The sequence below is a fragment of the Corynebacterium aquatimens genome (assembly GCF_030408395.1).
Lineage (GTDB): Bacteria > Actinomycetota > Actinomycetes > Mycobacteriales > Mycobacteriaceae > Corynebacterium > Corynebacterium aquatimens.
In genome coordinates this window covers 2,349,581-2,371,352 of the sequence record NZ_CP046980.1, presented here as the reverse complement: position 1 = coordinate 2,371,352, position 21,772 = coordinate 2,349,581, and the positions used below count along the sequence as shown (strand labels likewise).

Sequence of the window (21,772 nt, the reverse complement as noted above, 5' to 3'; positions counted from 1 at the left end):
ATGACCGAAACGGACCTCATCGAATGGCTGGTCGCCTGGACTGAAAAAGCGACGCAGACGACCGTCGATAAGGCACAAGCCCCCGACGTTCCGCTGGAGCAGCTGGGCCTAAGCTCGCGCGATGTCATCATTTTGTCCGGCGAGCTGGAGAACCTGCTGGGCGTCAAGCTCGACCCCACGGTGGCGTACCAGTACCCCACCATCCGCGAGCTGGCCAACGGGCTCATCAGTGCGCAAACGCAGGGCACATCGCTTGACGACGACGCGATGCGGACCCCGCATCGCGACGCCCACCGCGGCCACGACGTAGCCATTATCGGCCGCGCCGGGCGCTTCCCGCAGGCAGATAACCCGGAGGAGTACTGGAAACTGCTGGTCGAGGGCCGGTGCGTGACCGGTTCGCTGCCGGAAGGGCGCTGGAGCACCTACGCGGGTGATGAGGTCATGATGAACAAGATCCGTGACCTCAACGTCCAGGGCGGGTACCTGGATGACATCACGAGCTTTGACAATGAGTTTTTCGGTCTGTCGCCGCTGGAAGCTGCGAACATGGACCCGCAGCAGCGGATCATGCTTGAGCTGGCCTGGGAGGCTTTGGAGGACGCGCACATTCCGCCGTCGAGCCTGCGTGGGGAGTCGGTTGGTGTGTTCGTCGGCTCCTCCTCGAATGACTACGGGCTGATCGTCGCTGCCGATCCGGCGGAAGCGCACGCGTACGCGCTGACGGGTACGTCGAGCTCGATCATCCCGAACCGTATTTCCTATGCTTTTGACTTCCGCGGTCCGTCGATGAACGTGGATACCGCGTGTTCATCATCGCTGGTCAGCGTGCACCACGCGGTGCGTGCGCTGCGTGACGGCGAGGCTGATGTGGCGTTGGCCGGTGGCGTGAACATTTTGGCGTCGCCGTTTATTTCCACCGCTTTTGCGGAGCTCGGCGTGATTTCGCCGACGGGTAAGATCCACGCTTTTTCCGACGACGCTGATGGTTTCGTGCGCTCGGAGGGAGCGGGCTTCATCGTGCTGAAGCGCCTCGAGGACGCTGAGGCTGATGGCGATGAGATCCTGGGCGTGATCAAGGGTTCGGCGACGAACTCGGATGGTCACTCCAACGGTTTGACCGCTCCGAACCCGGACGCGCAGGTAGACGTTCTGCGCCGGGCGTACGCGGACGCGGGCGTGGATCCATCAACCGTGGACCTGGTGGAGGCCCACGGCACCGGTACAGTCCTGGGCGACCCGATCGAGGCCAGTGCGTTGTCCACTGTGTTGGGGGAGGGGCGCTCGGACGCTGAGCCGCTGCTGCTCGGATCGGCGAAGTCGAACATCGGCCACACCGAATCCGCGGCGGGCGTCGCCGCGCTGATCAAGGTGATCGAGGCGCTTGGCCACGACACCGTGCCGCCGACCGCCAACTTCACCGAAGGCAACCGATTTATTGATTTCTCCACGATCGAGGTCGTCGAGGATCCCCGCGAATGGCCACAGTACTCCGGCCGCCGCGTCGCGGGTGTTTCCGGTTTTGGTTTTGGTGGCACCAACGCCCACGTTGTCCTCACCGACTACGTTGGCGCCCACGAGGCCACGCGGTTCATTGACCCGGACAACCCTAACCGCGTTGCGCTGCCGGTCAGCGGCCTGTTGCCGTCGCGCCGCAAGGAATCTGCCGCGCAGATCGCGCAGTGGCTGGAATCGACGAAGCATTCGGATTCCGATCTTCCCGCCATCGCGCGCTCGCTGGCCACGCGCAACCACGGCCGCAGCGCCGCCGTGGTCACCGCGGACACGATCGAGGCCGCCGTGAAGGGGCTCAGCTCCGTCGCTGAAGGAAAAACAACGACCGGGGTGGTCAGCCAGGACGCCCCGTCCACGATGGGCCCGGTCTTTGTGTATTCCGGGTTCGGCTCCCAGCACCGCAAGATGGCCAAGCGCCTGGTGGAGATCTACCCGCCGTTTAAGAAGCGGATCGAAGAGCTGGATAAGGTCGTGGGCGTGGAATCCGGCTGGTCGATGCTGGACATCATTCTTGATGACGAGAAGACGTACGACACCGAGACCGGCCAGGTCACCATTACCGCGATCCAGATCGCGCTGACTGATCTTATGGCAAGCTTTGGCATTCGCCCCGCCGCCACCATGGGAATGTCCATGGGTGAGATGGGCGCTGCCTACGCGTCAGGCGGTTTGAGCGCCGAGGACGCCATCATCATCGCCTGTGCGCGCGCCCGCCTGATGGGGGAGGGCGAGCAGGTTCTGGCTGGTACTGACGGTGAAGGCGCCATGGCTGTCGTCGAGTTGTCGCGAGAGGAACTCACCGAATTCATCGCGGAGCACCCCGAGGCCACCGGTGTGGAGCCGGCCGTCTACGCAGGTCCCGGGATGACCACGGTCGGTGGGCCGGGCAAGGCGGTTGATTTCCTCGTCGACAAGCTTGAAGGCGAAAAATTTGCGCGCAAGCTGGGCGTGCGCGGCGCGGGGCACACCTCGATGCTTGATCCGATTTTGGGTGAGCTCGCCGCGGAAATCGCTGGTATTACGCCGAAGCCGCTGCACACGCCGCTGTTTTCGTCCGTGCATAGGGGCAAGACCTATGGCGTCGGTGCTGTCGTCCACGACGTGGAGTACTTCACCTACATGACCAACCACCCGGTCTATTTCCAGGATGCGACGGAGGCCGCGTTCGCCGCGGGCCACACGACGTTCGTGGAGATTTCGCCGAACCCGGTTGCGCTGATGGGCATGATGAACACAGCGTTTTCCGTGGGCAAACCCGACGCGCAGCTTCTTTTCTCCCTGAAGCGAAAAGAAGAAGAGGTGGAGACCCTCTCCGACCTCGCCGCGAAGCTATACGTGCAGGGTATGCCGGTTGATTTCGCTGCGATGTTGGGCTCCGGCCCGCGTATCGACGTGCCGAAGACCGCATTTAAGAAGACGCCTTTTTGGACTACCGCGCGGCCAAGCTCCGGCAGCGCGTCCAGCGGTCGCGTCTCGCTTCCCGACGGCTCGGTGGCGTACTCCGCCTCGGCCGATTCCGTGTTCTCCGCGCTCCAGCTGGTGGAGCAGGCCGCCGCTGACCTGATCGGTACCGATGCCGCGAGCGCGAGCGCGCAGGTCGTGGAGCACGCGACGCTCCCTGCCTCTGGTGAGATCACCACCATCGCATCGACCAACCCCGCTGGTGTGGCCGTGAAAATTTACTCCGGGGCCTCGCTGTTGGCGGAAGGTTTCGCTGGGTCCGCGGCGACGGCGCGCGTATCGGTTGCCCCCGCTGCCGCCGTACCCGCCCCGGCGCCAGAATCCCCCAGCACTACCTCTGGTGTCGCCCCCGCCTCCGCATCGACCGCGACGTGGACCCCGGGCACGCCCGTGGCTGAGCACCTGCGGTTCATCGTCTCCGAGTCCATGGGCTATGACGCCGAAGACCTGCCTGATGAGCTTCCGCTCATTGACCTCGGCCTGGATTCGCTGATGGGTATGCGCATTAAGAACCGCGTGGAGAACGACTTCCAGATCCCGCCGCTTGACCTTCAGGCTTTGCGGGATGCGTCGGTCGCAGACGTGATTGCGCTGGTGGAAGACGCCGTGGCGAGCGTGCCCCGCGTCGCCCCCCGCGACGCGTCTGAGCGCATGGTCTTCGGCGCCTGGTCGAAGTACACCGGCGCTGCCCCCGCCGGCGTGACCAGCCACCTGCCCGGGATCACCGACGAACAGGCGGCAAACATCGCGGGTCACCTCACGGAGCGCTCCGGGATCGGCATCACCGCCGACAATGTGAAGGGTGCTACCGCTCTCGAGCAGTTGGCCGACCTAGTGCGCGAGGGCCTAGAAACTCCGGTCGAGGGCAACGTTCGAGTGCTTCGGCCGCGACAGGACACGGATCGCACTGGTGACGGTTCTCAGCCACCAGCCGTGTTCCTCTTCCACCCCGCTGGCGGATCCAACGTCGTCTACGAGCCCCTGACCAGGCGCCTTCCCCAAGACGTTCCGGTCTACGGCCTGGAGCGCCTCGAAGGATCACTTCAAGACCGCGTCAAGGAGTACCTGCCCGACATCATCGAGCTCGCCGATGGCGGCCCCATCGTCCTGGGCGGCTGGTCCTTCGGCGGGGCGCTGGCCTACGAGGTCGCGCATCAGCTTCAGCAGCTTCGCGCGGGCGCTGATGGGGACTCAGTGATCCCCGAGGTGAAGTTCATCGCTTTGCTGGACACCACCCGGCCGCGCAACCCCACGCCGGATACCCCGGAAAACGTTAAGGCACGGTGGGAGCGCTACGCGGCCTTCGCCAAAGAGACCTACGACCTGGATGTCGAGGTCCCCTACGAGATGCTGGAAACCCAGGGCGAAGACGCTCTCATCGAGATGCTGACCAGCTATCTCGCCGCCGCGGGCGGTTCCGACAACGGCCTGGCAGCAGGAGTCCTCGAGCACCAGCGGGCCAGCTTCGTGGACAACCAGATTCTCGCGAAGGTGGATATGCAGCGGTGGGCGGCCGTCGATAAGCCTGTGCTTTTGTTCCGCTCTGAGCGCATGCACGATGGCGCGATCATGCTGGAGCCGGCGTACGCGGACATCGCGGAAGACGGCGGCTGGGCGAAAATTGTCGATGACCTGGAGATTGTCCACCTGCCGGGCGACCACCTGGCGGTCGTGGATGAGCCCGCGATTGGCATCGTGGGTGAGAAAATGACCGAATGGCTCAACGGCGACCGCGACGTAAAGGAGTAACGTGTCCGCACCGCAGACCACCAACGAAAAGCTCGCTGACCTGCGCGATCGCCTTGAGCTCGCGCAAGACCCCGGCTCGGAGCGCGCGCGTGCTCGCCGCGACGAGGCAGGTCAAACGACGCCGCGCCAACGCATTCACGCGCTTCTCGACGAAGGGTCCTTCGTTGAAATCGGGGCCCTCGCGCGCACGCCGGGCGACCCTGAGGCCGTGTTTTCCGACGGTGTTGTGACTGGCTACGGGCGTATTGACGGCCGGCCGGTGGCGATCTACGCCCACGACAAAACCGTCTACGGCGGTTCGGTGGGCGTGACCTTTGGCCGCAAGGTGGTTGAGGTCATGGAGTTTGCCATCAAGATCGGCTGCCCGGTGATTGGTATCCAGGATTCCGGTGGCGCGCGCATTCAGGACGCGGTGACATCGCTGGCGATGTATTCGGAGATCGCGCGGCGCCAGATGCCGTTGAGTGGTCGCAGCCCGCAGATCTCCATCATGCTGGGCAAATCCGCCGGTGGTGCTGTGTATGCGCCGGTGACCACGGACTTCATCGTCGCGGTCGAGGGCCAGGCGGAGATGTACGTGACCGGCCCGGCCGTGATCAAGGAGGTCACGGGTGAGGACATCTCCTCGGCGGAGCTCGGCGGCGCACGCCAGCAGGAGCTCAACGGAAACGTCTCCGTGGTCGTGCCGAGCGAGGAAGAGGCCTTCGATTTCGTCCGCGACCTGCTGGGGCACCTGCCCACGTCGACCTTCGACGACCCGCCTGTCGTGTGGGCGCCCGCCGACGAGGACCTCGACGATTCCGCGCTGGACACGTTCATGCCGGACGACACCAACGCGGGCTACGACATGATGGACCTGCTGGTCCAGCTCGGCGACGACGAGGAGATCTTGGAGATCCAAGAGAACTACGCGCCGAACTTGATCTGCGCCATCGGGCGTATCGACGGCCGGCCAGTCGCGTTCGTGGCCAACAACCCACTGCACTTCGCGGGGTGTATCGATGCCGCTGCGGCCGATAAGGGCGCGCGCTTCATCCAGACCTGTGATGCCTACAACCTGCCGCTGATCTTCGTGGTGGACACCCCGGGGTATCTGCCCGGTGTGGAGCAGGAGAAAGTCGGCCTGATCCACCGCGGCGCCAAACTGGCGTTCTCCGTGGTGGAGGCAACCGTGCCCAAGGTCACGCTGATCGTGCGCAAAGCCTACGGCGGTGCGTACGCCGTGATGGGTTCAAAGAACTTGACCGGTGACTTGAACTTCGCGTGGCCCACCGCGCAAATCGCCGTGATGGGCTCTGCCGCTGCCGCCGTGATGATCCAAGGCAAGCAGCTCGCCGCCGTGGAGGATCCGGATCAGCGCGCCATGATGAAGAAGATGTTCATGGACTTCTACGACGAGACCATGACCAGCCCATACGTCGCCGCCGAGCGTGGCTTCATCGACGCCATGATCCAGCCCTCGGAGACGCGCCTGACCCTGCGCCGGGCCCTGCGCCAGCTGGCCACGAAGCAGACGAAGGACCTGCCGAAGAAGCACGCGATCCGCCCGATGTAACGCTCTTGGACATCGCTGCGATTCATAGATAGATTGAAAGCCAGTTTTTATTCGCCGCGTAAATGAATCGGCCGGACTTAAAGTGAGGAGAGATCTATGCTGAGCAGTGCTGTTGACATCCTGGGTGACCTGATCGCCCTCATCTACGGCTTCATCGCGCCTTTCCTGCCGCGCTAAGCCGCACGATTAGCCCAAGCACTTAAGTAGCCCGTCCGCGACATTTGTTGCAGACGGGCTACTTTTTCTCCTTGCTAGGCTTTTCGCTTCCCAACAAGCGATGCCACCCCGCGCCAGCCGAGCATGAGCAGCGCGGACATGACGGTGGCCACGATCACGAATGACCAGTGCGGCAGCGCCTGGTTGCGGATTCCCCAGATGACTAGGCCGGTCACCACGGTGACCAGCCAGATGATCACGCCCTTGTTCTGGCGGGTGATCAGCCAGCCCAGTGCTACACCGAGCGCGAACGGCCACACGGTGGACACCCAGCCGGCGAAGTTGAACGGCATGGTTTCCGACTGGTGGGCTGCCCGAGCCATGAGTGCAAAAGCCGCGATCGCGACAAAGTCCAAGGCGAGCGCAGTGGGTCTAGTAATCTTCATGCCTTCACCCTAGCGCACGGGGTCGCAGTATACTTCGATGGAAAACCGCCCGGTCGGCGATGGTAAAAGCGCAGGTCACGGTGTTGCAGATTATGTCAAAAACATCGAAGTATACTAATTCGGTCGGCTACGGTACGCAATGAAGTAGATGATCCAGCCGATCGCGGTGATCAGGGCGAATGACACGATCCGGTAGATCAGTGTCGCGGCTGTGGCCGACACCAGGGTCAGCCCCGAGGCGACCAGGGCGGCGGTAGCGACCGGCTCCACAGTGCCCAGCCCGCCGGGGGTGACTTGGGCCATTCCGGCGAGCTTGGTCATGATGAATGCCAAGGTGATTCCCTGAATAGTGGTTTCGTTGAGCCCAGCGGTTGTGCCAGGTGCGGTGCCGGTGACGGCCCAGACGCTGAGGTAGAGCGTGATCACGTCACAGAGCCGGTTGAGCAGCGAAAACAGTGCGGTGACAGCGAACTGCCCGGGACTCATCCGGATCGCAGCGACTTGGTCGACCACGGATTCCAGCTTGGTGCGCAGCTTGACCGGAACGAACCGCAGCCACCGTTTCACAACGTCCGGGTTCAACGTCGCCCAGAACAGCCCCGCGATGACAATTACGCTGATCAACAGCGTAGCCACGAGCGCGATCCATGACAGTTCGGCACCAAGAAAGACAACGGCGGCGATCCCGAGGAGGACCATCCATGCCGTGGATAAGGCGCCGCTAATGACAAAGAACCATCCGCACAGGCCGTTAGACGCGCCCCAGGTGCGCTGCACGCGGTAGGTCATCCACGCGGAGAAGGCGGGGCCGCCGGGAATGGTCGTTGACCAGGCGTTAGAGGCCAGCGTGAGGCCCGTGCAGGACCACAGCGTCGCGCGCGTGCCGCGCAGCAAGAGACGCATGACCGTCGCCATGGCCACGATGGCTAAAAACGCGCTCACCACCGTAAGCCCTACCGGAAGCGGTTCGGCATGACGAAGAGCGTCAAACGCCTGACCAAGGAATGGAAGCTGCTCGCGGAACAGGATAAGCAGCACGATGAGCAGCGCAACCGGCGCGAGCCAGCTCACCCATTTCCGGACGGCGCTAGCGTTCATCGGGGCCGTTGAGCCTCTTCATCAGCTCATCGAACGGAATGAGCTGGGAGTTCTCTTCCACGCTCACGCCAGAGCGGGCGTGCTGCGGGGTCAGAACGGTGTTGTCAATGGCGGTCTCGGGCTGCGCAGGGGAGGGCAGAGCACGCTGAGGAGCAGCTGGAGCAGCTGGAGCCCTCCGCATCCACCGCGGCGCCCACCAGTTATCCTCGCGCAGTTCGTGCATCACCGCAGGTACCAGAGCCAAGCGGATCAGTGTCGCATCGAGCGCCAGTGAGAAGATCAACCCGAAGGAGATGTACTTCATCATCACGATGTCGCTCATGGCAAACGCCGCGGCAACCACGATCATGATGGCGGCGGCAGCGGTGATGATCGAGCCGGTATGGGAGGTGCCGTCGATAATTGCGCGGTCCGTCGACGCACCCTTGCGGCGGGCCTCCACCATGCGCGAGACCAAGAAGACCTCGTAGTCAGTGGATAGGCCATACAGAATCGCGATGATGAGCACCAGCACGGGGCTCATCAACGGCCCAGGCGTGAAGTTGAACACGCCGCTGCCCACGCCGTTGACAAAGACCAGCGTGAGGAAGCCCAGCGTCGCGCCGATGCCCAGCGCGTTCATGATGACGGCCTTCGCGGGCAGGATCGCGGAGCGGAACACGATGGCCATGAGGATGAACGTCGCCACAATCATGTACAGCGCCATCCACGGCAGGCGCTCAAGCAGCGCCTCGATCGACTCGACCTCCATCGCGGGGGTGCCGGCCACGTACAGCTCGACGCCTTCCGGCGCATCAATCGCGCGCAATTGCTTAACGACGGCCTCCCCACCATTCCGGTCCTCTAACGTCCCGGAGAGAACGTTGATGCCGTCCTTGGTGGCTTGCGAGGGCTCGAGCGGGGACGCGAGCCCGGTGACTTGGCGGGTCTGCATGACGATCTGGCCGAGCTGAGCGTCGTCTGCGCCCTCGATGACCAGCTTGATCGGGTCGGTGCGGTACTGCGGGTAGTCTGCGTTGAACTGGTCTTGGGCCTGGCGCACGGCGTTGCTTGGCGGAAGGTAGGACTCGTTGATGCCGCCGAAGGTGATGCCGGCGATCGGCACGGTGAGGAGCACTAGTGCGCCGCCGACGGTGACGATAGTGAGTTTGGAGTTCTTCATCGCCCAGGCGGGGATTTGTGCCCAGAAGCGGCTGGGTTCGCCGACGCGGCGGATGGAGAACTTGTCGATGTTCGGGCCCAGAAGGCCGAAGATCGACGGCAGCACCGTGACGGATATGATCGCCGCGAAGACCACAGCGGAGATCGCGCCGTAGGCAACCGACTTTAAGAACGCCTGCGGGAACATGAGCAACCCCGATAGCGCCACGCCGATCATGAGGGCGGAGAAGATCACGGTCTCGCCGGCGGTGGCGGTGGTTTCGGCGACGGCTTCCTCGATGTCGTCGCTGCTGAGTTCGCGCTCGGCGGGATCCCCCTCGTGAGGAGCGAGCGAGCGAATGTCGTCCCCCTCGTGAGGAGCGAGCGAGCGAATGTCAGCCCTCTCGTGAGGAGCGAGCGAGCGTATGCGAGAGAGCTCCTCACGGAAGCGTGACACCATAAACAGCCCGTAGTCGATTGCCAGGCCGAGGCCGAGCAGGGTGATGATGGACTGGGAGAAGACGTTGACCTGCTGGAATTGGGCCAGGATCGCCAGGACGGACAGTGATCCGATGATGGACAAGATGCCCACGATCAGGGGCATGCCGGCCGCGACGACGCCGCCGAAGACGATGAGCAGGATGATGGCCACGAAGACCAGGCCGATCTTTTCGGCGCGGGCGATGTCGTCGGCCATGCCGCGGTCCAGTTCGTCGGCGATGGCGGTGGCGCCGGCGATCTTCACGCCCGATGTGTCGCGAAGTTCCTCCAAGGCAGGCTGGATTGCGCGGTAGTCCTTGAGGGTCTGTTCACCGTCGCCGGCGAGACCGATGGTGACGAAGCCTTGCGCGGGCTGGATGAATTCGATCTGCTGTGGGAACTGCTCGCGTAACGCCTGGCCCTGGTCTTTGGTTGCGCCGATGAGGATCACGTCGCCGGTGTTGTCGCGGCCGAAGGTGTCTTGTTCGATCTGGGCGCCGATCGTGGAATCCGCCCGCGGGTCCTCCCAGCCTTCTTGGGAAAGCCGGTTAGCCAACTGGGAGCCGAAAAGAACCTGCATGAGCAGGATTAACGCGACGACCGCCACCGGGATGATTTTTCGGTGGCGGTAGGCGAAACGGCCCCAGCGGTAAAACACTAGCTCTCCTTAACCCACAGGTACTCGCGGATTACGTGGTCTTTGTCCAAGCCTTTGCCCTCGAACTTGGTGATCACGTGGCGGTCAGTAATGATGGGTGAATCTTCCCACGGAAAGCCCTTGAAGTTAAGTTGCGGCTCGGCGTTGACCAGCTCATCGATCCATTCGGCGTAGTCGGCGTGGTCGGTGGCTACGTGTAAAACCCCGCCGTCGATAAGCTTGCGTGCGATTAAATTGAGCGTGCCTGTCTGAACGATGCGGCGCTTGTGGTGGCGGGCTTTGGGCCAGGGGTCGGGGAAGAAGATGCGCACGCCTTTTAGTGACGCGTCGGGGATCATGCGCGCGAGGACCTCGACGCCGTCGCCGCGCACCATGCGAATGTTGTCGATTTCTTCGCGCACCACCGTGCCCAACAGTTTGGCCAGGCCGGGTTTGTACAGCTCAACCGCGATGATGTTGGTGTCGGGTTCGTGGACGGCCATCGCGGCGGTGGATGTGCCTGTGCCCGAGCCGATCTCTACGATCGTGGGGTGGCCCGCGCGGCCGAACCATGCGTCGAAATCAATCAGTTGATCTGACAAGACCATGCCCAGGCGCGGCCAGTTGTCGTTGAACAGTTTCTCCTGGTTCTCGGTCAGCGTGCCGCGGCGGAAGGTCACCGAGCCCAGACGCGGGTAGTCAAGGCCGGTGTCGAATTCGGTTTGCGGTGGGCGGCCGTGCGGGAGCTCGCCCATGGAGTTGCGGTCATTCACTCTGTTAATTCTAACTTCGCGGTACACGCCCCCAAATAGGGGCATCCGCAGCGAAGCTTAGCCACGCTTAAGAGAGCTTTTGCTTATCGACGATCCCCTCCCCACCAAACCGACTGACCACCGCGAAGGGGGTGATAATGGCATCGGGCGTAGTTTTTCGGGGGAATTGGGTGGGCGTGAACGGGGGTAGTGAAGCGGAACTTCGAGCGGGCGTGAATGCATACATTGGGTGTGTTCGCGGTATGGCTGAGACTCCGATACGCTGGGGTTAACAAAAAGTTGCGTACCGAGCCAACCCAAGAGGAGAACTAATGGCCACTGCAGTGAAGGGTCTTCAAGGCACCGCCCCCACCGAGAACGAACAGCTGATTGCCTGGATTAATGAGGCAGTGGATCTGTTCCAGCCGGAACGTGTCGTGTTCGCGGACGGCTCCGATGAGGAATGGGACCGCCTGACCACCGAACTCGTGGAAAAGGGCACGCTGATCAAGCTCAACCCGGAGAAGCGTCCGAACAGCTTCCTGGCGCGTTCCCACCCGTCGGACGTGGCGCGTGTGGAATCCCGCACCTTTATTTCCACCCCGACTGAGGACGGCGCTGGCCCGACCAACAACTGGGTCGACCCGGAGGAGCTCAAGGCGGAAATGCGTGAGCACTTCCGTGGCTCCATGAAGGGCCGCACCATGTACGTTGTGCCGTTCTGCATGGGCCCCTTGGGCGACCCGGACCCGAAGCTGGGCGTGCAGCTCACCGACTCCGAGTACGTTGTGCTGTCCATGCGCATCATGACCCGCATGGGCCAGGAGGCGCTGGACAAGATTGGCCCCGACGGTGACTTCGTGCACTGCCTCCACTCCGTCGGCGCTCCGCTGGAGCCGGGTGAGGAAGACGTTGCATGGCCGTGCAACGACACCAAGTACATTTCCCAGTTCCCGGAGACCAAGGAGATCTGGTCCTACGGATCCGGCTACGGCGGCAACGCCATCCTGGCAAAGAAGTGCTACGCCCTGCGCATCGCGTCCGTCATGGCGCGCGAGGAAGGCTGGATGGCAGAGCACATGCTGATCCTCAAGCTGATCAGCCCGGAGGGCAAGAACTACCACATGACCGCGGCATTCCCGTCCGCATGTGGCAAGACCAACCTGGCCATGATCACCCCGACGGTGCCTGGCTGGAAGTCCGAGGTCGTGGGCGACGACATCGCGTGGCTCAAGCTTCGTGACGACGGGCTGTACGCCGTGAACCCCGAAAACGGCTTTTTCGGTGTCGCGCCGGGCACGAACTACGCCTCCAACCCGATCGCCATGGAAACCATGGAGCCGGGTAACACCTTGTTCACCAACGTCGCCCTCACCGATGACGGTGACGTCTGGTGGGAGGGCATGGACGGTGACGTGCCGGAGCACCTCATTGACTGGCGCGGCAACGACTGGACGCCGGAATCCGGCGAAGTTGCAGCTCACCCGAACTCCCGCTACTGCGTTGCAATCTCCCAGTGCCCATCCGCGGCCGAGGAATTCGACGACTGGAGGGGCGTTAAGGTCGACGCGATCCTGTTCGGTGGCCGCCGCCCGGACACCGTTCCGCTGGTTTCCCAGGCACGCGACTGGAACCACGGAACCATGATCGGATCCCTGCTGTCCTCCGGCCAGACCGCTGCGTCCCTAGAAGCCAAGGTCGGCTCCCTGCGCCACGACCCGATGGCGATGCTGCCGTTCATCGGCTACAACGTGGGTGACTACTTCCAGAACTGGATCGACATGGGCAACAAGGGCGGCGACAAACTGCCCGCGATCTTCCTGGTCAACTGGTTCCGCCGCGGCACCGACGGCCGCTTCCTGTGGCCGGGCTTCGGCGAGAACTCCCGCGTTCTGAAGTGGATCGTTGACCGCATCGAGGGCCGCGTTGAGGCCGAGCCGACCGCCGCAGGTCTCACCGCCCGCGCCGAGGACCTGGACCTCGAAGGTTTGGACACCCCGCTCGAGGACATCAAGGAAGCGCTTGACGCCGACCCCGAGAAGTGGGACAACGACCTCACCGAGGGCGAGGAGTACCTGAAGACCCTGGGCGACCGCGTCCCAGGCGAGATCTTCGACGAACTGGCCAAGACCAAGGCCCAGCTCTAACCCTAAAGCGGCCCCTCAGAGCTGGCCCCTCGCCTAAAGCGGCCCCTTACGGGCCGCTTTTTTGGTCGAGAAAGTATACTTCGATGCAGTATGCGATTTTTCTAATAAGGTTTCCGCAGGGTAGAAGGTTGCGGGGTTCCTTATGGATCATCGAAGTATAGTTATGCCTTCAGGACTATGACTAAGTTTGACACCGCGAACTCGCGAAGCACGGGGACCTTGGTGACCCACCACGCCCACCAGGGGTGATAGCGCGGGAATGCGCGCCATGCTGAGACAGCCGGGGTGCTGGCTGCGCTGGGGGCTGGGCCAGCAACAGCGCGGGCCCACTCAAGGCCCTCGCGCGCGCTCACCGCGAACAGCGAGGTGCCCCACACGTTCTTCGGCGGATGCCCGTGAACCCGCTGGTAGCGCCGCCGCGCGTACTCGCCGCCGATGTAGTGCTGCCACAGCCCGGTCTCGTGCCCGCCGAACGGGCCCAGCCACACGGTGTAACTCATCACCACGAGTCCACCCGGCTTCACAACGCGCAGCATCTCAGCCCCCATCGCCCGCCAGTCGGCGATATGCTCCGCGACGTTTGAAGAAAACACCACGTCAAACGCGTTATCGCGGATCGGCAGAGCCTCGCCCTCGCCGCGCAGCGCGCCATAGCCGCTCAAGCCAGCCGCAGCCATCTCGCTTACCGACGGCTCCACCCCGACATACCATGCCCCCAACCGCTCAAATTCCTTGGCGAAGTACCCCGGACCACCCCCAACGTCCAGCACAGACTTCCCCGTCAGGTCTTCGTTGGGGCGCGCGAGGTCGCGCCACAACGCGTCGATAAGCATGCTTGTGTCATGAGCGAGGCCGGAGTAAAAGATGTCCGGGCGCGTCTGCTCGTGGCGAAATGAGCGCAGCAGCCTCCACGAGCGCGCGAAAGTAGCCAGGCGTCTCGTGTTCTTCATGCGTTGGACCTTACAGAGCGCGCAATGCCCCGGCTACAATCGTGTCCCATGACTATGCCAGGAAAAATGCCTGGGGGAAGCTGTGTGGCGCTCGGCTCATGAAAATTCTGCTTTTGTGCTGGCGGGACTCTACTCACCCCCAGGGCGGCGGGTCGGAACGCTACCTCGAGCGCGTCGGGGAGTACCTGGCCGCGCGTGGCCACGAGGTCATTTATCGCACGTCGCTTCACACTGACGCGTCGCGTCGCTCGCTTCGCGACGGCATCCGCTACGAACGCGCCGGCGGCAAGTATTCGGTGTACCTGCGAGCCCCGTTCGCCGTGTGGCGGAATAGGCCGGATGTGATTGTGGATACGCAAAATGGCGTGCCCTTTTTTGCGAAGTTGTACACGCGGCGGCCCGTGGTGGCGCTGACGCACCACTGCCACCGCAGCCAATGGCCGGTCGCTGGTCCGTGGATCGGGCGGCTGGGGTGGTTTTTGGAGTCGCGCGTGGCGCCGCGTGTGTACCCGCACTACGTGACGGTGTCGGAGGCATCCGCCGCTGACCTCGCGGAACTCGGTGCGGGGGCGACGATCATTGCCAACGGCCTTGACCCGGTGCCTGATTTTCCTGTTTTGCCCGACGACGGCCGGATCCATCTGGTCACCCTGTCGCGCCTAGTGCCGCACAAGCAGATCGAGCACGCCATCGACGTCGTGCGGTCTCTGGCCGACACGGCGGATGTGGTTCTGGACATCATCGGCTCTGGGTGGTGGGAGGACCAGCTGCGTTCTTACGCGTCTGACCTGGGCGAGCGCGTGGTTTTCCATGGCCACGTGAGCGACAGCCTCAAGCATGCGCTGCTCTCGCGCGCCTATGCGCAGCTCATGCCGTCGCTCAAAGAAGGGTGGGGGATCGCGGTGCTGGAGGCCGCGCAACATAGCGTGCCGACGATCGGTTACCGCGCCGCCGGCGGCCTCCGCGATTCGATCAACGATCAGGTCACAGGACTACTGGTTGACTCCCGCACCGAACTTATCGACGCCACCCAGGCACTGATCCGGGACCGCCACCTACGCGATCGCCTCGGTGCTGCCGCGCAGGAACGTGCCGCCCAGTACAGCTGGGACGAGACCGGCCGTGCCTTTGAGGCCTACCTTTCTGATCTGTCTGCCTGATAGCCGCGGCGGGAGGCCCGTGGCAGGCGGCGGGTGGCTGCGAGGGCCAGCGGCACGATGGGCAGTAGCAACCACAAGAAGAGAAGGGCCAGCCCGATCGGTTCGGGTCGCCGGGCGGGCGCGCCGGTGTCGATGACCGTGGGGGTCGGATCACCAGGCAAGACGACCAGTCCAATTTCCAGGGCGGCGAGCTTGTCTTTCGCGGCGGTGCTTGGGGTTAAGGGGTTTGCCTCGAGGTCCTGGCTCACAATCTCGTGCGCCTTGGCGAGGCGGGGTGCAGGGGGGTCGGTGAGGGTGCCGTCGACAAGCAATTCGCCCGATTCGACGACGTTCATGGCTTTGGTTGCTGGGTCCACGATGGGGTGGCCGTCTGGGCGAACCTGCAGGTAAAAGCGCTCGTAGAGCATGACGTCGCGGCCGCGGTGGTCGACTGCGGGCACAGTGATCGGCTGCGGTTCAAGCTGCGTGAGGACGAGGGGCGCGTCAGGGACTTGGAGGAGTGCGCAGGCGAGCGCCGCTGTAGCCAATCGCGGCCGCAGTGCCCCCGCGGCGCTCACGAACGCGGGGAGGGCGAGGGCCACGAACTTCTGCGAATCGCGTAGCAACCCGAACCCCGGAACGTGCGCGATTGACCAGGTCAACGCGCCTGTCCACGACAGGAGGGGAACTGCAAAGCCGATCGCGGCGAGCACCAGAAACGCCCGAGGCACGCGCCGCCACGCCAGCGCCAACAGACCACACAACAGCACGCCAAAAATAGCGAAGCCAATGCTTCTCGACGGCGGCTGCGCATCCGCATTCCACATCCCGCCCAGGCCCAGCAACGCACCAAGCGTGCCAACGAATCCCTCCGCGCGCGGCCCGAACACGTCCGCTGAAGCCTCGGAGGCGGTGCCGGAACCGGGGTTGAGGAGGGCCGGGACGAGCCATGGCAACGTGGTGAGGAGCGCGAAAACCGGGGCTGACCAGCGCCGTGACCTTGCGGTAGTGAGGGCGGTGGCCAGCGCCAGCAGTGAACCGGTCGGGGTGAGAGAGGCCAGCCAGATTGCTAGGAGCTGGAGCGGGCCACGGGCAGACGCGATGAGGGGAATAAGCCACGCCGCGATCACGAGGGACCACTGGCCCTGGAGCAGACGCTCGACGACAAATGGGTTCCACACCGCGACCGTCATCGCTGCTGCCTGCGAAAACGGGGTGCTGCCGAGGCGGTACCCAGCCCAGGCGGCACCCGACGCGGCGGCGACCATCAAGACGCACACCGCCCACGTCGCCGGAAACGGCAGGACCGCGAGGAAAGCGTCCTGGGGTGCATTACGCGCGGGGAGGTCCCCGAAACCAAGAGATGCGTGGGTCAGGAACTGGTCCGGAAGCACCACCATATCCCGCAGTGCCAGTGCCCAGACAGAGTCTTCGGGGGCTCCCAGCGGGGCGCCGTGAGGGGCGCCGTGAGAGGCACTGTGCGGGGCAAAAACCAGGAAGAACGGCCAGGTCAGGCTCCCAATGAGGAACACTGCCCAGGCCCACAACAGGCCCACCACCCACGGCGGTTTAATGCTCGGCGCGGGCGGTGCTGGGCTAGCGGTAGCGGCGGACACCAAGCACTACTCCGCAGATGAGTGCGATCGCCGCCACCAGCCGCATCGACAGCGCAAAGATTTGCAGGGCCTTAAGCAGCTGATGCTCGCGCTGAATCGGGGCAGCCAACGCGTTTCGTGTTTCCTCATCGAGCTGGTCCGTGATCCCGTCATGTTCCCAGGTCATGTCCACTACGCGCCCAGTTTTCGCGTCGACCTCCACCGTGCGCGAGGCAGCGTAACCATCGCGGGCGAAATCACCGGAAAAAATGTATGTCACTGGCGAAGACATCGGCTGCCCCTCGCCCGGCCCCACGTAATCAAGAACGCCCGTGACCTGACCGTACGCATCCCAATACTTCACGCTGCGGCGCTGCGGTTCGAAGGGAAAGAAGAACACTTGGCCGTCGGGGCCGGTGGCGTTGTCAATATCCACTTTGCGGGAGTCGGTTCTGCGGGAGTCTGCGCCGCTGGAATCGGCGCCGCTAAAAGAGGTCTCAACGGTGCCGAGGGGCGGAGAGGCGTTCTTGGGGGCGTCGATAAGCGTGATGTGCTCATCGATGCCCGACGTCCACCGCAGATCCACCGTGCCGGGGTCCAGCGGCTTGAGCGAGCCGATGATGGGCGGCGCGAGGAAATTACCCAGAATGACCGCGAGGGCGAAGACGGCCGCGCACCACCTCATGGCTCTCCTTTAGACTCAAGCTATTACTGCACAAAACACTAGCAACATGCTGCCGGAACTTGAGGGCCTGCGCGCGGTCGCGGCGCTGGGCATCGTGATCACGCACGTCGCGTTCCAGACTGGCACGTACTCGCCGCTGCTCGAGCGCTTCGACTTTTTCGTCGCCGTGTTCTTCGCGTTGAGCGCGTTTTTGCTGGCACGCGGCACGCACCGCAGTTATTGGCGGCGGCGTTTCGCGCGCATCGCGCCGGCGTACCTCGTCTGCGTCACGGTAGTCATGGCCGCGTTGCCGCAGCTCGCAGGGCTTCGCTGGGGGCAGGTCGCTGCGAATCTTACGCTCACTCAGATCTACGTGCCGCACTCGCTTATCGACGGCCTGACCCACCTCTGGTCCCTCTGCGTCGAAGTCGCGTTTTACCTGGTGTTGCCGTTATATCTGGCGCTGGGGCGGGGTGGGCGCGCCGTGGCTGTGAGCGTTTTTGTTGTGGGTTCGCTCGCCTGGCCGTGGCTGCCGCTGGATGCGTGGGGGTCGTGGCTAGGTGGTGCTGTTGCCGGGCTGCCGGGGGCGCCGTTTGGGGCGGGTTTAAGCCCGTGGATCAACCTGCAGATCTGGCCGATCTCGTACGCGCCGTGGTTTGCCGTGGGGCTTGTGTGCGCCCTGTGTGAGGGCACGGTTCCGCGGCCGCGGATTGCGGACAGGCCCTTTCCGCGGTGGGTGTTGCCCCTGCTCAGTATGGGTATTGCATGGTTTTCTGGGGTGGTGGGGCCGGCGGGGTTGACGCATCCGTCGGCAAGCGAGTTCAACGTGCGCATCCTGCTCGGCGCGTTGTTTGCGGCCTGCTGGGTGGCGCCGTACGCGCTGTGGCCGGGCCAGAGCCTTCTGGCGCACCCATGGATGCGCGCCCTTGGGCGGTGGAGTTACTCCATCTTTTTATGGCACGTTGCGGTCCTTGCGATGGCGTTTCCGGTGCTTGGGATTGAGCTGTTCAGCGGGGGTTTTGTGCCGGTTTTGGTGTTCACCGTGGCGGTGTCCGTTGCCGTGGCGTACGTGAGTTACCACTGGGTCGAGAAACCCGCGGCGCGCATCGCGCGGAGGTAGTATACTTCGATGATCTCGGCCCCTGGGCGCGGGCTTGTGACCTGCGGGAACGTTATCGGGAATCGGTGAAAATGCATCGAAGTATACTAACCCCGCCAGCGCCAGAGCCCCGGCCAGCGCGATCAGCGGCGAATCGCCTGCGTAGTTGGCGCTTGGCCACGGCGCCCTGGCTAGCCATAGAGCCATCATGCCTATCGACGACACCGCCAACACCCACCCCGGAATCAACGTGAACCGGCGAATCGCGAGGCCAATACCGAAAACGAGTGCACCAGCCCACCCCGCGACAGCGACCGAGGCTGCCGCAGGCGCGATGAGCAGAGCCACTGGTGTGATGTGTTGAGGTGCGTGGTCTGCCACCAGCGATGTTTCGCGCGTGGAGCGCCGGCGGGCGGGCTGAATCCAAAGGCACAACGCCACAGTGAGCAGGCTGAGTGCGCCACCGATCAATAAGGATGCCCGGTACGCCGTGTCCGCCACGAATGTCATCGTGAAGGTTCCGCCAGCGCCTGCCGGAACAATGAAACCTTGCTGACCAGCGCCGACGCGTACGGGGTGGAGCGGGGTGCTGGGGTCCAACGAGCCAGGAAGCGAGGTGCCGGGGAGCGGGCGGAGTTCGGCGCGCAGACCAACGTTGAACGCTCGGGTGGAAAGGATCGTTCGGTCATGGTCGGCGGGCGTTACGGCGCCGGTCATGGGGGCCCAGTGGGGCATCGTGTGTGGTGTTCCGGGGATTGGGGAAGCAGGGGTTGGGGAAGCAGGAGCTGGCGGAATCGTGCTGGTCAGGGAAACGACCTTGGCGTCGGTCACGATCTCGTGGCGGCCGGGTTTGAGGTGGATGGGGCCGGGTTGGTGGCGGCGGCTGTCGATAAGCGAAGGCGCGGAAAGCTCAAACGTGGCGTCGCGGTCGGTGGTAAATGCGCGGCGCAGGACGTCGGTCGGCGGCGCGAGGCGTTGGAAAAAGTAGTTATCGCCAACGCCGGGGACGGTGACGATGCGGCGCACGCCCGCGTCGATCTCCGCGATGCCGCTCGCGCTGCTTAGCGCGATGCGCAAGGTAGCACCAGGCTTATCGACGGTCGTTGCCACGCCCTTTCGCACCGCCACCGTGCGGGTGGTGTCGCCGCTGGTGAGGGTGAGTTCTGTGTCGGCTGTAGTTGTGAGTGTGGCGGTGCGGGCGGGGGAGGTGACCTCGATCCAGCCGGGGTCGCCGGGGGCGGGGAACCATGCGGTGTCGGTGAGGCCATCGACGGCGGCGGTGACGGAGCGTGAGGGGTCGGCGCCGCCGAAGGCCGTTGCGTCCGCAGCCGAGGAGGACGCGCGGATGGTGCCGCCGGTTTCGTCGACGGCGACGCGGGTGCCGGCGGAGGGGTAGTCGGTTAGGTGGTTGTGGATCTCGCCGCCCTCGCTGGCGGAGGGTGAGCCGGGAAGGTGCGCGGAGACGGGGCCGGCCAGCGTGCCGTAATTGCGTGTGAGCAGGGCGGGCGTGTCGGTGACGATGTCGGGGCGCGCCGCAGGGCTAGTGCTGGCGCCAAGGAGGGTTCGGGGTGTGAATCCGAAGTGGGCGTCGAGGAGAGGGAGCACCTCGCCGCCGCCGGCGACGGTGAGGAGCCGGTCCGTGATCATCATGTCGCGCTGCGGGTCAAACACGTCGAGGGCGGCGCCGCCGCGGATAGGGGCACCCGCGCGGTCAAGGACGGCGCCGATGCCGAAGCCGCGTGTGGCTTCGTGGAAGTCAAGGCTGGTAGGGGCAGGGCCAGTAGGAGAAGGGCCAGCAGAGCCTGCGGATTCGGAAGCGTGATAGACGGCCATGAGGCCGTCGAGTCCGCGGATGGCTTCCGGATCGACCAGGGGGATTGCGTCGCGGGTGGCAAAGTTCGCGTGGCTTAGGGCCTGGATAGGTTCGTCTCGGGGCCAGCCCCAGTCCTGGCGCACAAAGGAGGCCTCGGGCACGATGAGCGTGCGCGTTCCGGCGGCGCGGGTGTCCATCGCGCTGGCGGCTGCGCGCCACCCATCCGGGATGTCATCCCAAGTCCCGAGGGGTGCCAGACGCAGGGTCCACGCGGGTGCCGTGGCAATCACGGCCACCAGGACAACAGCTACCCACGTCGGTCGTGTCGCACGGCTCAGCGCCGCACCGACGCCGAGAACCAGCGGAAGCCGCACCATCGGATCCAGTTTGTGGAGGTTCCGGAAGGGGGCGAGGGGGCCGTCGAGAAGCGAATGCGGCGTGGCGCACAGAAGAATCAGCCCCACGCACAGCAGGAGCACGAGGTAACCGCGCATGGGCATGCTTGACGACGACAACCCAGCGAACCCAACAGCCGCAACAGCGAGCGTGGCCAGGATGAAGACGGGCTCGGTGACGAGCAAGTGGCCGGCTACGCGTTCGGTGTCGACGAAGGGGGCCCATGACATGGTGCCGCGCAGAATTTCGGCGGCGTTGAGCCAGCGGGTGGTGACAAAGGCGGATTCGATGAAATCTAGAAATGGGGGTGAGTAACGGCCGAGGATGAGTAGCGGGCCGATCCACCACGCGCTGACCAGGGCGCATCCGGCGAGCCAGCCGAGGAGCGGGCGCCAAGCGTGGCGGTACACCAGCAGTAGCGCGGCGGGCAGACAAGCCATCATCGTGGCGGCGGCGTTGACTGCGCCCATCAGGGCAATGGGGATCAGTGAGGCGGCGATGTGGTGTGCGCGCAGGCGGTGGGCGAAAAGCGGAATGAGGGTCCAGGGGACTAAGGCGACGGGCCAGGCCTCGGAGCTAATGGCTGTCAGCGTGGTGAGGATGCGGGGGCTGAGCGCGTACAGCAGGGCCGGGATGAAGGCGGCTGGGCCGCGCAGACCGAAACGCTGGGCAAGGATGAAGGTGCCCGAAAAAGCGATGCTTAAAAGTAGGGACCACCACAAACGCTGGGCGACCCAGTCCGGCACAGGGTCGGTGAGCAGAAAGAATAGCCCTTGGGGGAAGAGATACCCGTAGGCCTGGTTTTGCAGTTGCCCGAACGTGAAGGCATCGGTGTAGGCGTGGGTGGCCTGGCCAAGGAAACCCGCGGGATTGGCCGTGAGGTCAAACTTAGTATCCGCGGCCGTGCGCCCGGGGGCTTGCAGGAACGCAAGCAGCGTGAGGAAAATCCAGCCCACCAGGTGGGGCTGGAGGCCTAAGGG

General features: G+C 64.2%; 12 protein-coding genes and 1 pseudogene. 5 read left to right on the top strand and 8 right to left on the bottom strand.

What is annotated here, in order from left to right:
- Together CAQUA_RS10455 and CAQUA_RS10450 are read left to right on the top strand one after the other, a co-directional pair.
- Positions 1 to 4,725 (top strand): type I polyketide synthase, encoded by a 4,725-nt coding sequence (locus CAQUA_RS10455; protein WP_196825175.1) that lies wholly within the window; start codon positions 1 to 3, stop codon positions 4,723 to 4,725.
- A gap of 1 nt (position 4,726) precedes the next feature.
- Positions 4,727 to 6,280 (top strand): acyl-CoA carboxylase subunit beta, encoded by a 1,554-nt coding sequence (locus CAQUA_RS10450; protein WP_196825176.1) that lies wholly within the window; start codon positions 4,727 to 4,729, stop codon positions 6,278 to 6,280.
- A gap of 251 nt (positions 6,281 to 6,531) precedes the next feature.
- Here CAQUA_RS10450 and CAQUA_RS10445 read toward each other — a convergent pair whose 3' ends face one another.
- From CAQUA_RS10445 to trmB, 4 genes are all read right to left on the bottom strand, one after another.
- Complete coding sequence (locus CAQUA_RS10445; protein ID WP_196825177.1) at positions 6,532 to 6,882, bottom strand: DUF3054 domain-containing protein; 351 nt, start codon at positions 6,880 to 6,882, stop codon at positions 6,532 to 6,534.
- Between the two features lie 114 nt (positions 6,883 to 6,996).
- Positions 6,997 to 7,980, bottom strand: a complete 984-nt coding sequence (locus CAQUA_RS10440) for a lysylphosphatidylglycerol synthase transmembrane domain-containing protein (protein WP_196825178.1) — start codon at positions 7,978 to 7,980, stop codon at positions 6,997 to 6,999.
- Complete coding sequence (locus tag CAQUA_RS10435) at positions 7,970 to 10,258, bottom strand: MMPL family transporter (RefSeq protein ID WP_196825179.1); 2,289 nt, start codon at positions 10,256 to 10,258, stop codon at positions 7,970 to 7,972. Before CAQUA_RS10435 ends, CAQUA_RS10440 begins: the two co-directional genes overlap by 11 nt.
- Positions 10,258 to 10,992 (bottom strand): tRNA (guanosine(46)-N7)-methyltransferase TrmB, encoded by a 735-nt coding sequence (gene trmB / locus CAQUA_RS10430; protein ID WP_196825703.1) that lies wholly within the window; start codon positions 10,990 to 10,992, stop codon positions 10,258 to 10,260. The genes CAQUA_RS10435 and trmB overlap by 1 nt, the downstream gene beginning before the upstream one ends.
- 329 nt (positions 10,993 to 11,321) lie before the next feature.
- On the opposite strand from trmB, the gene CAQUA_RS10425 reads away from it, so the two are divergent.
- Complete coding sequence (locus tag CAQUA_RS10425; RefSeq protein WP_196825180.1) at positions 11,322 to 13,136, top strand: phosphoenolpyruvate carboxykinase (GTP); 1,815 nt, start codon at positions 11,322 to 11,324, stop codon at positions 13,134 to 13,136.
- 161 nt (positions 13,137 to 13,297) lie between these two features.
- On the opposite strand, the gene CAQUA_RS10420 is transcribed toward CAQUA_RS10425, so the two are convergent.
- Positions 13,298 to 14,086, bottom strand: coding sequence for a class I SAM-dependent methyltransferase (locus CAQUA_RS10420; protein WP_196825181.1), 789 nt, complete (start codon positions 14,084 to 14,086; stop codon positions 13,298 to 13,300).
- A 98-nt stretch (positions 14,087 to 14,184) separates the two neighbouring features.
- On the opposite strand from CAQUA_RS10420, the gene CAQUA_RS10415 reads away from it, so the two are divergent.
- Complete coding sequence (locus tag CAQUA_RS10415; protein WP_196825182.1) at positions 14,185 to 15,246, top strand: glycosyltransferase family 4 protein; 1,062 nt, start codon at positions 14,185 to 14,187, stop codon at positions 15,244 to 15,246.
- Here the strand turns inward: CAQUA_RS10415 and CAQUA_RS10410 are convergent.
- Together CAQUA_RS10410 and CAQUA_RS10405 are read right to left on the bottom strand one after the other, a co-directional pair.
- Entirely contained in the window at positions 15,222 to 16,841 is a 1,620-nt protein-coding gene (locus tag CAQUA_RS10410) for an MmpA family trehalose lipid delivery protein (protein WP_290178364.1), read from the bottom strand. The genes CAQUA_RS10415 and CAQUA_RS10410 overlap by 25 nt on opposite strands.
- Positions 16,822 to 17,505, bottom strand: coding sequence for a hypothetical protein (locus CAQUA_RS10405; RefSeq protein ID WP_196825183.1), 684 nt, complete (start codon positions 17,503 to 17,505; stop codon positions 16,822 to 16,824). The genes CAQUA_RS10410 and CAQUA_RS10405 overlap by 20 nt, the downstream gene beginning before the upstream one ends.
- Positions 17,506 to 17,551: 46 nt before the next feature.
- Between CAQUA_RS10405 and CAQUA_RS10400 the strand changes: the two are divergent.
- A pseudogene (locus CAQUA_RS10400) lies at positions 17,552 to 18,493 on the top strand (acyltransferase family protein); the annotation flags it as partial.
- On the opposite strand, the gene CAQUA_RS10395 reads toward CAQUA_RS10400, so the two are convergent.
- Positions 18,437 to 21,748, bottom strand: coding sequence for an alpha-(1->3)-arabinofuranosyltransferase domain-containing protein (locus tag CAQUA_RS10395; RefSeq protein ID WP_290178362.1), 3,312 nt, complete (start codon positions 21,746 to 21,748; stop codon positions 18,437 to 18,439). The pseudogene CAQUA_RS10400 and the gene CAQUA_RS10395 sit on opposite strands and share 57 nt — an antisense overlap.
- Between the last annotated feature and the right edge of the window lie 24 nt (positions 21,749 to 21,772).

Coding starts and splice junctions, on each gene's coding strand:
- CAQUA_RS10455 (WP_196825175.1), top strand. CDS start 1: ATGACCGAAACGGACCTCATCGAATGGCTGGTCGCCTGGACTGAAAAA.
- CAQUA_RS10445 (WP_196825177.1), bottom strand. CDS start 6,882: ATGAAGATTACTAGACCCACTGCGCTCGCCTTGGACTTTGTCGCGATC.
- CAQUA_RS10440 (WP_196825178.1), bottom strand. CDS start 7,980: ATGAACGCTAGCGCCGTCCGGAAATGGGTGAGCTGGCTCGCGCCGGTT.
- trmB (WP_196825703.1), bottom strand. CDS start 10,992: ATGGGCGAGCTCCCGCACGGCCGCCCACCGCAAACCGAATTCGACACC.
- CAQUA_RS10425 (WP_196825180.1), top strand. CDS start 11,322: ATGGCCACTGCAGTGAAGGGTCTTCAAGGCACCGCCCCCACCGAGAAC.
- CAQUA_RS10420 (WP_196825181.1), bottom strand. CDS start 14,086: ATGAAGAACACGAGACGCCTGGCTACTTTCGCGCGCTCGTGGAGGCTG.
- CAQUA_RS10415 (WP_196825182.1), top strand. CDS start 14,185: ATGAAAATTCTGCTTTTGTGCTGGCGGGACTCTACTCACCCCCAGGGC.
- CAQUA_RS10405 (WP_196825183.1), bottom strand. CDS start 17,505: ATGAGGTGGTGCGCGGCCGTCTTCGCCCTCGCGGTCATTCTGGGTAAT.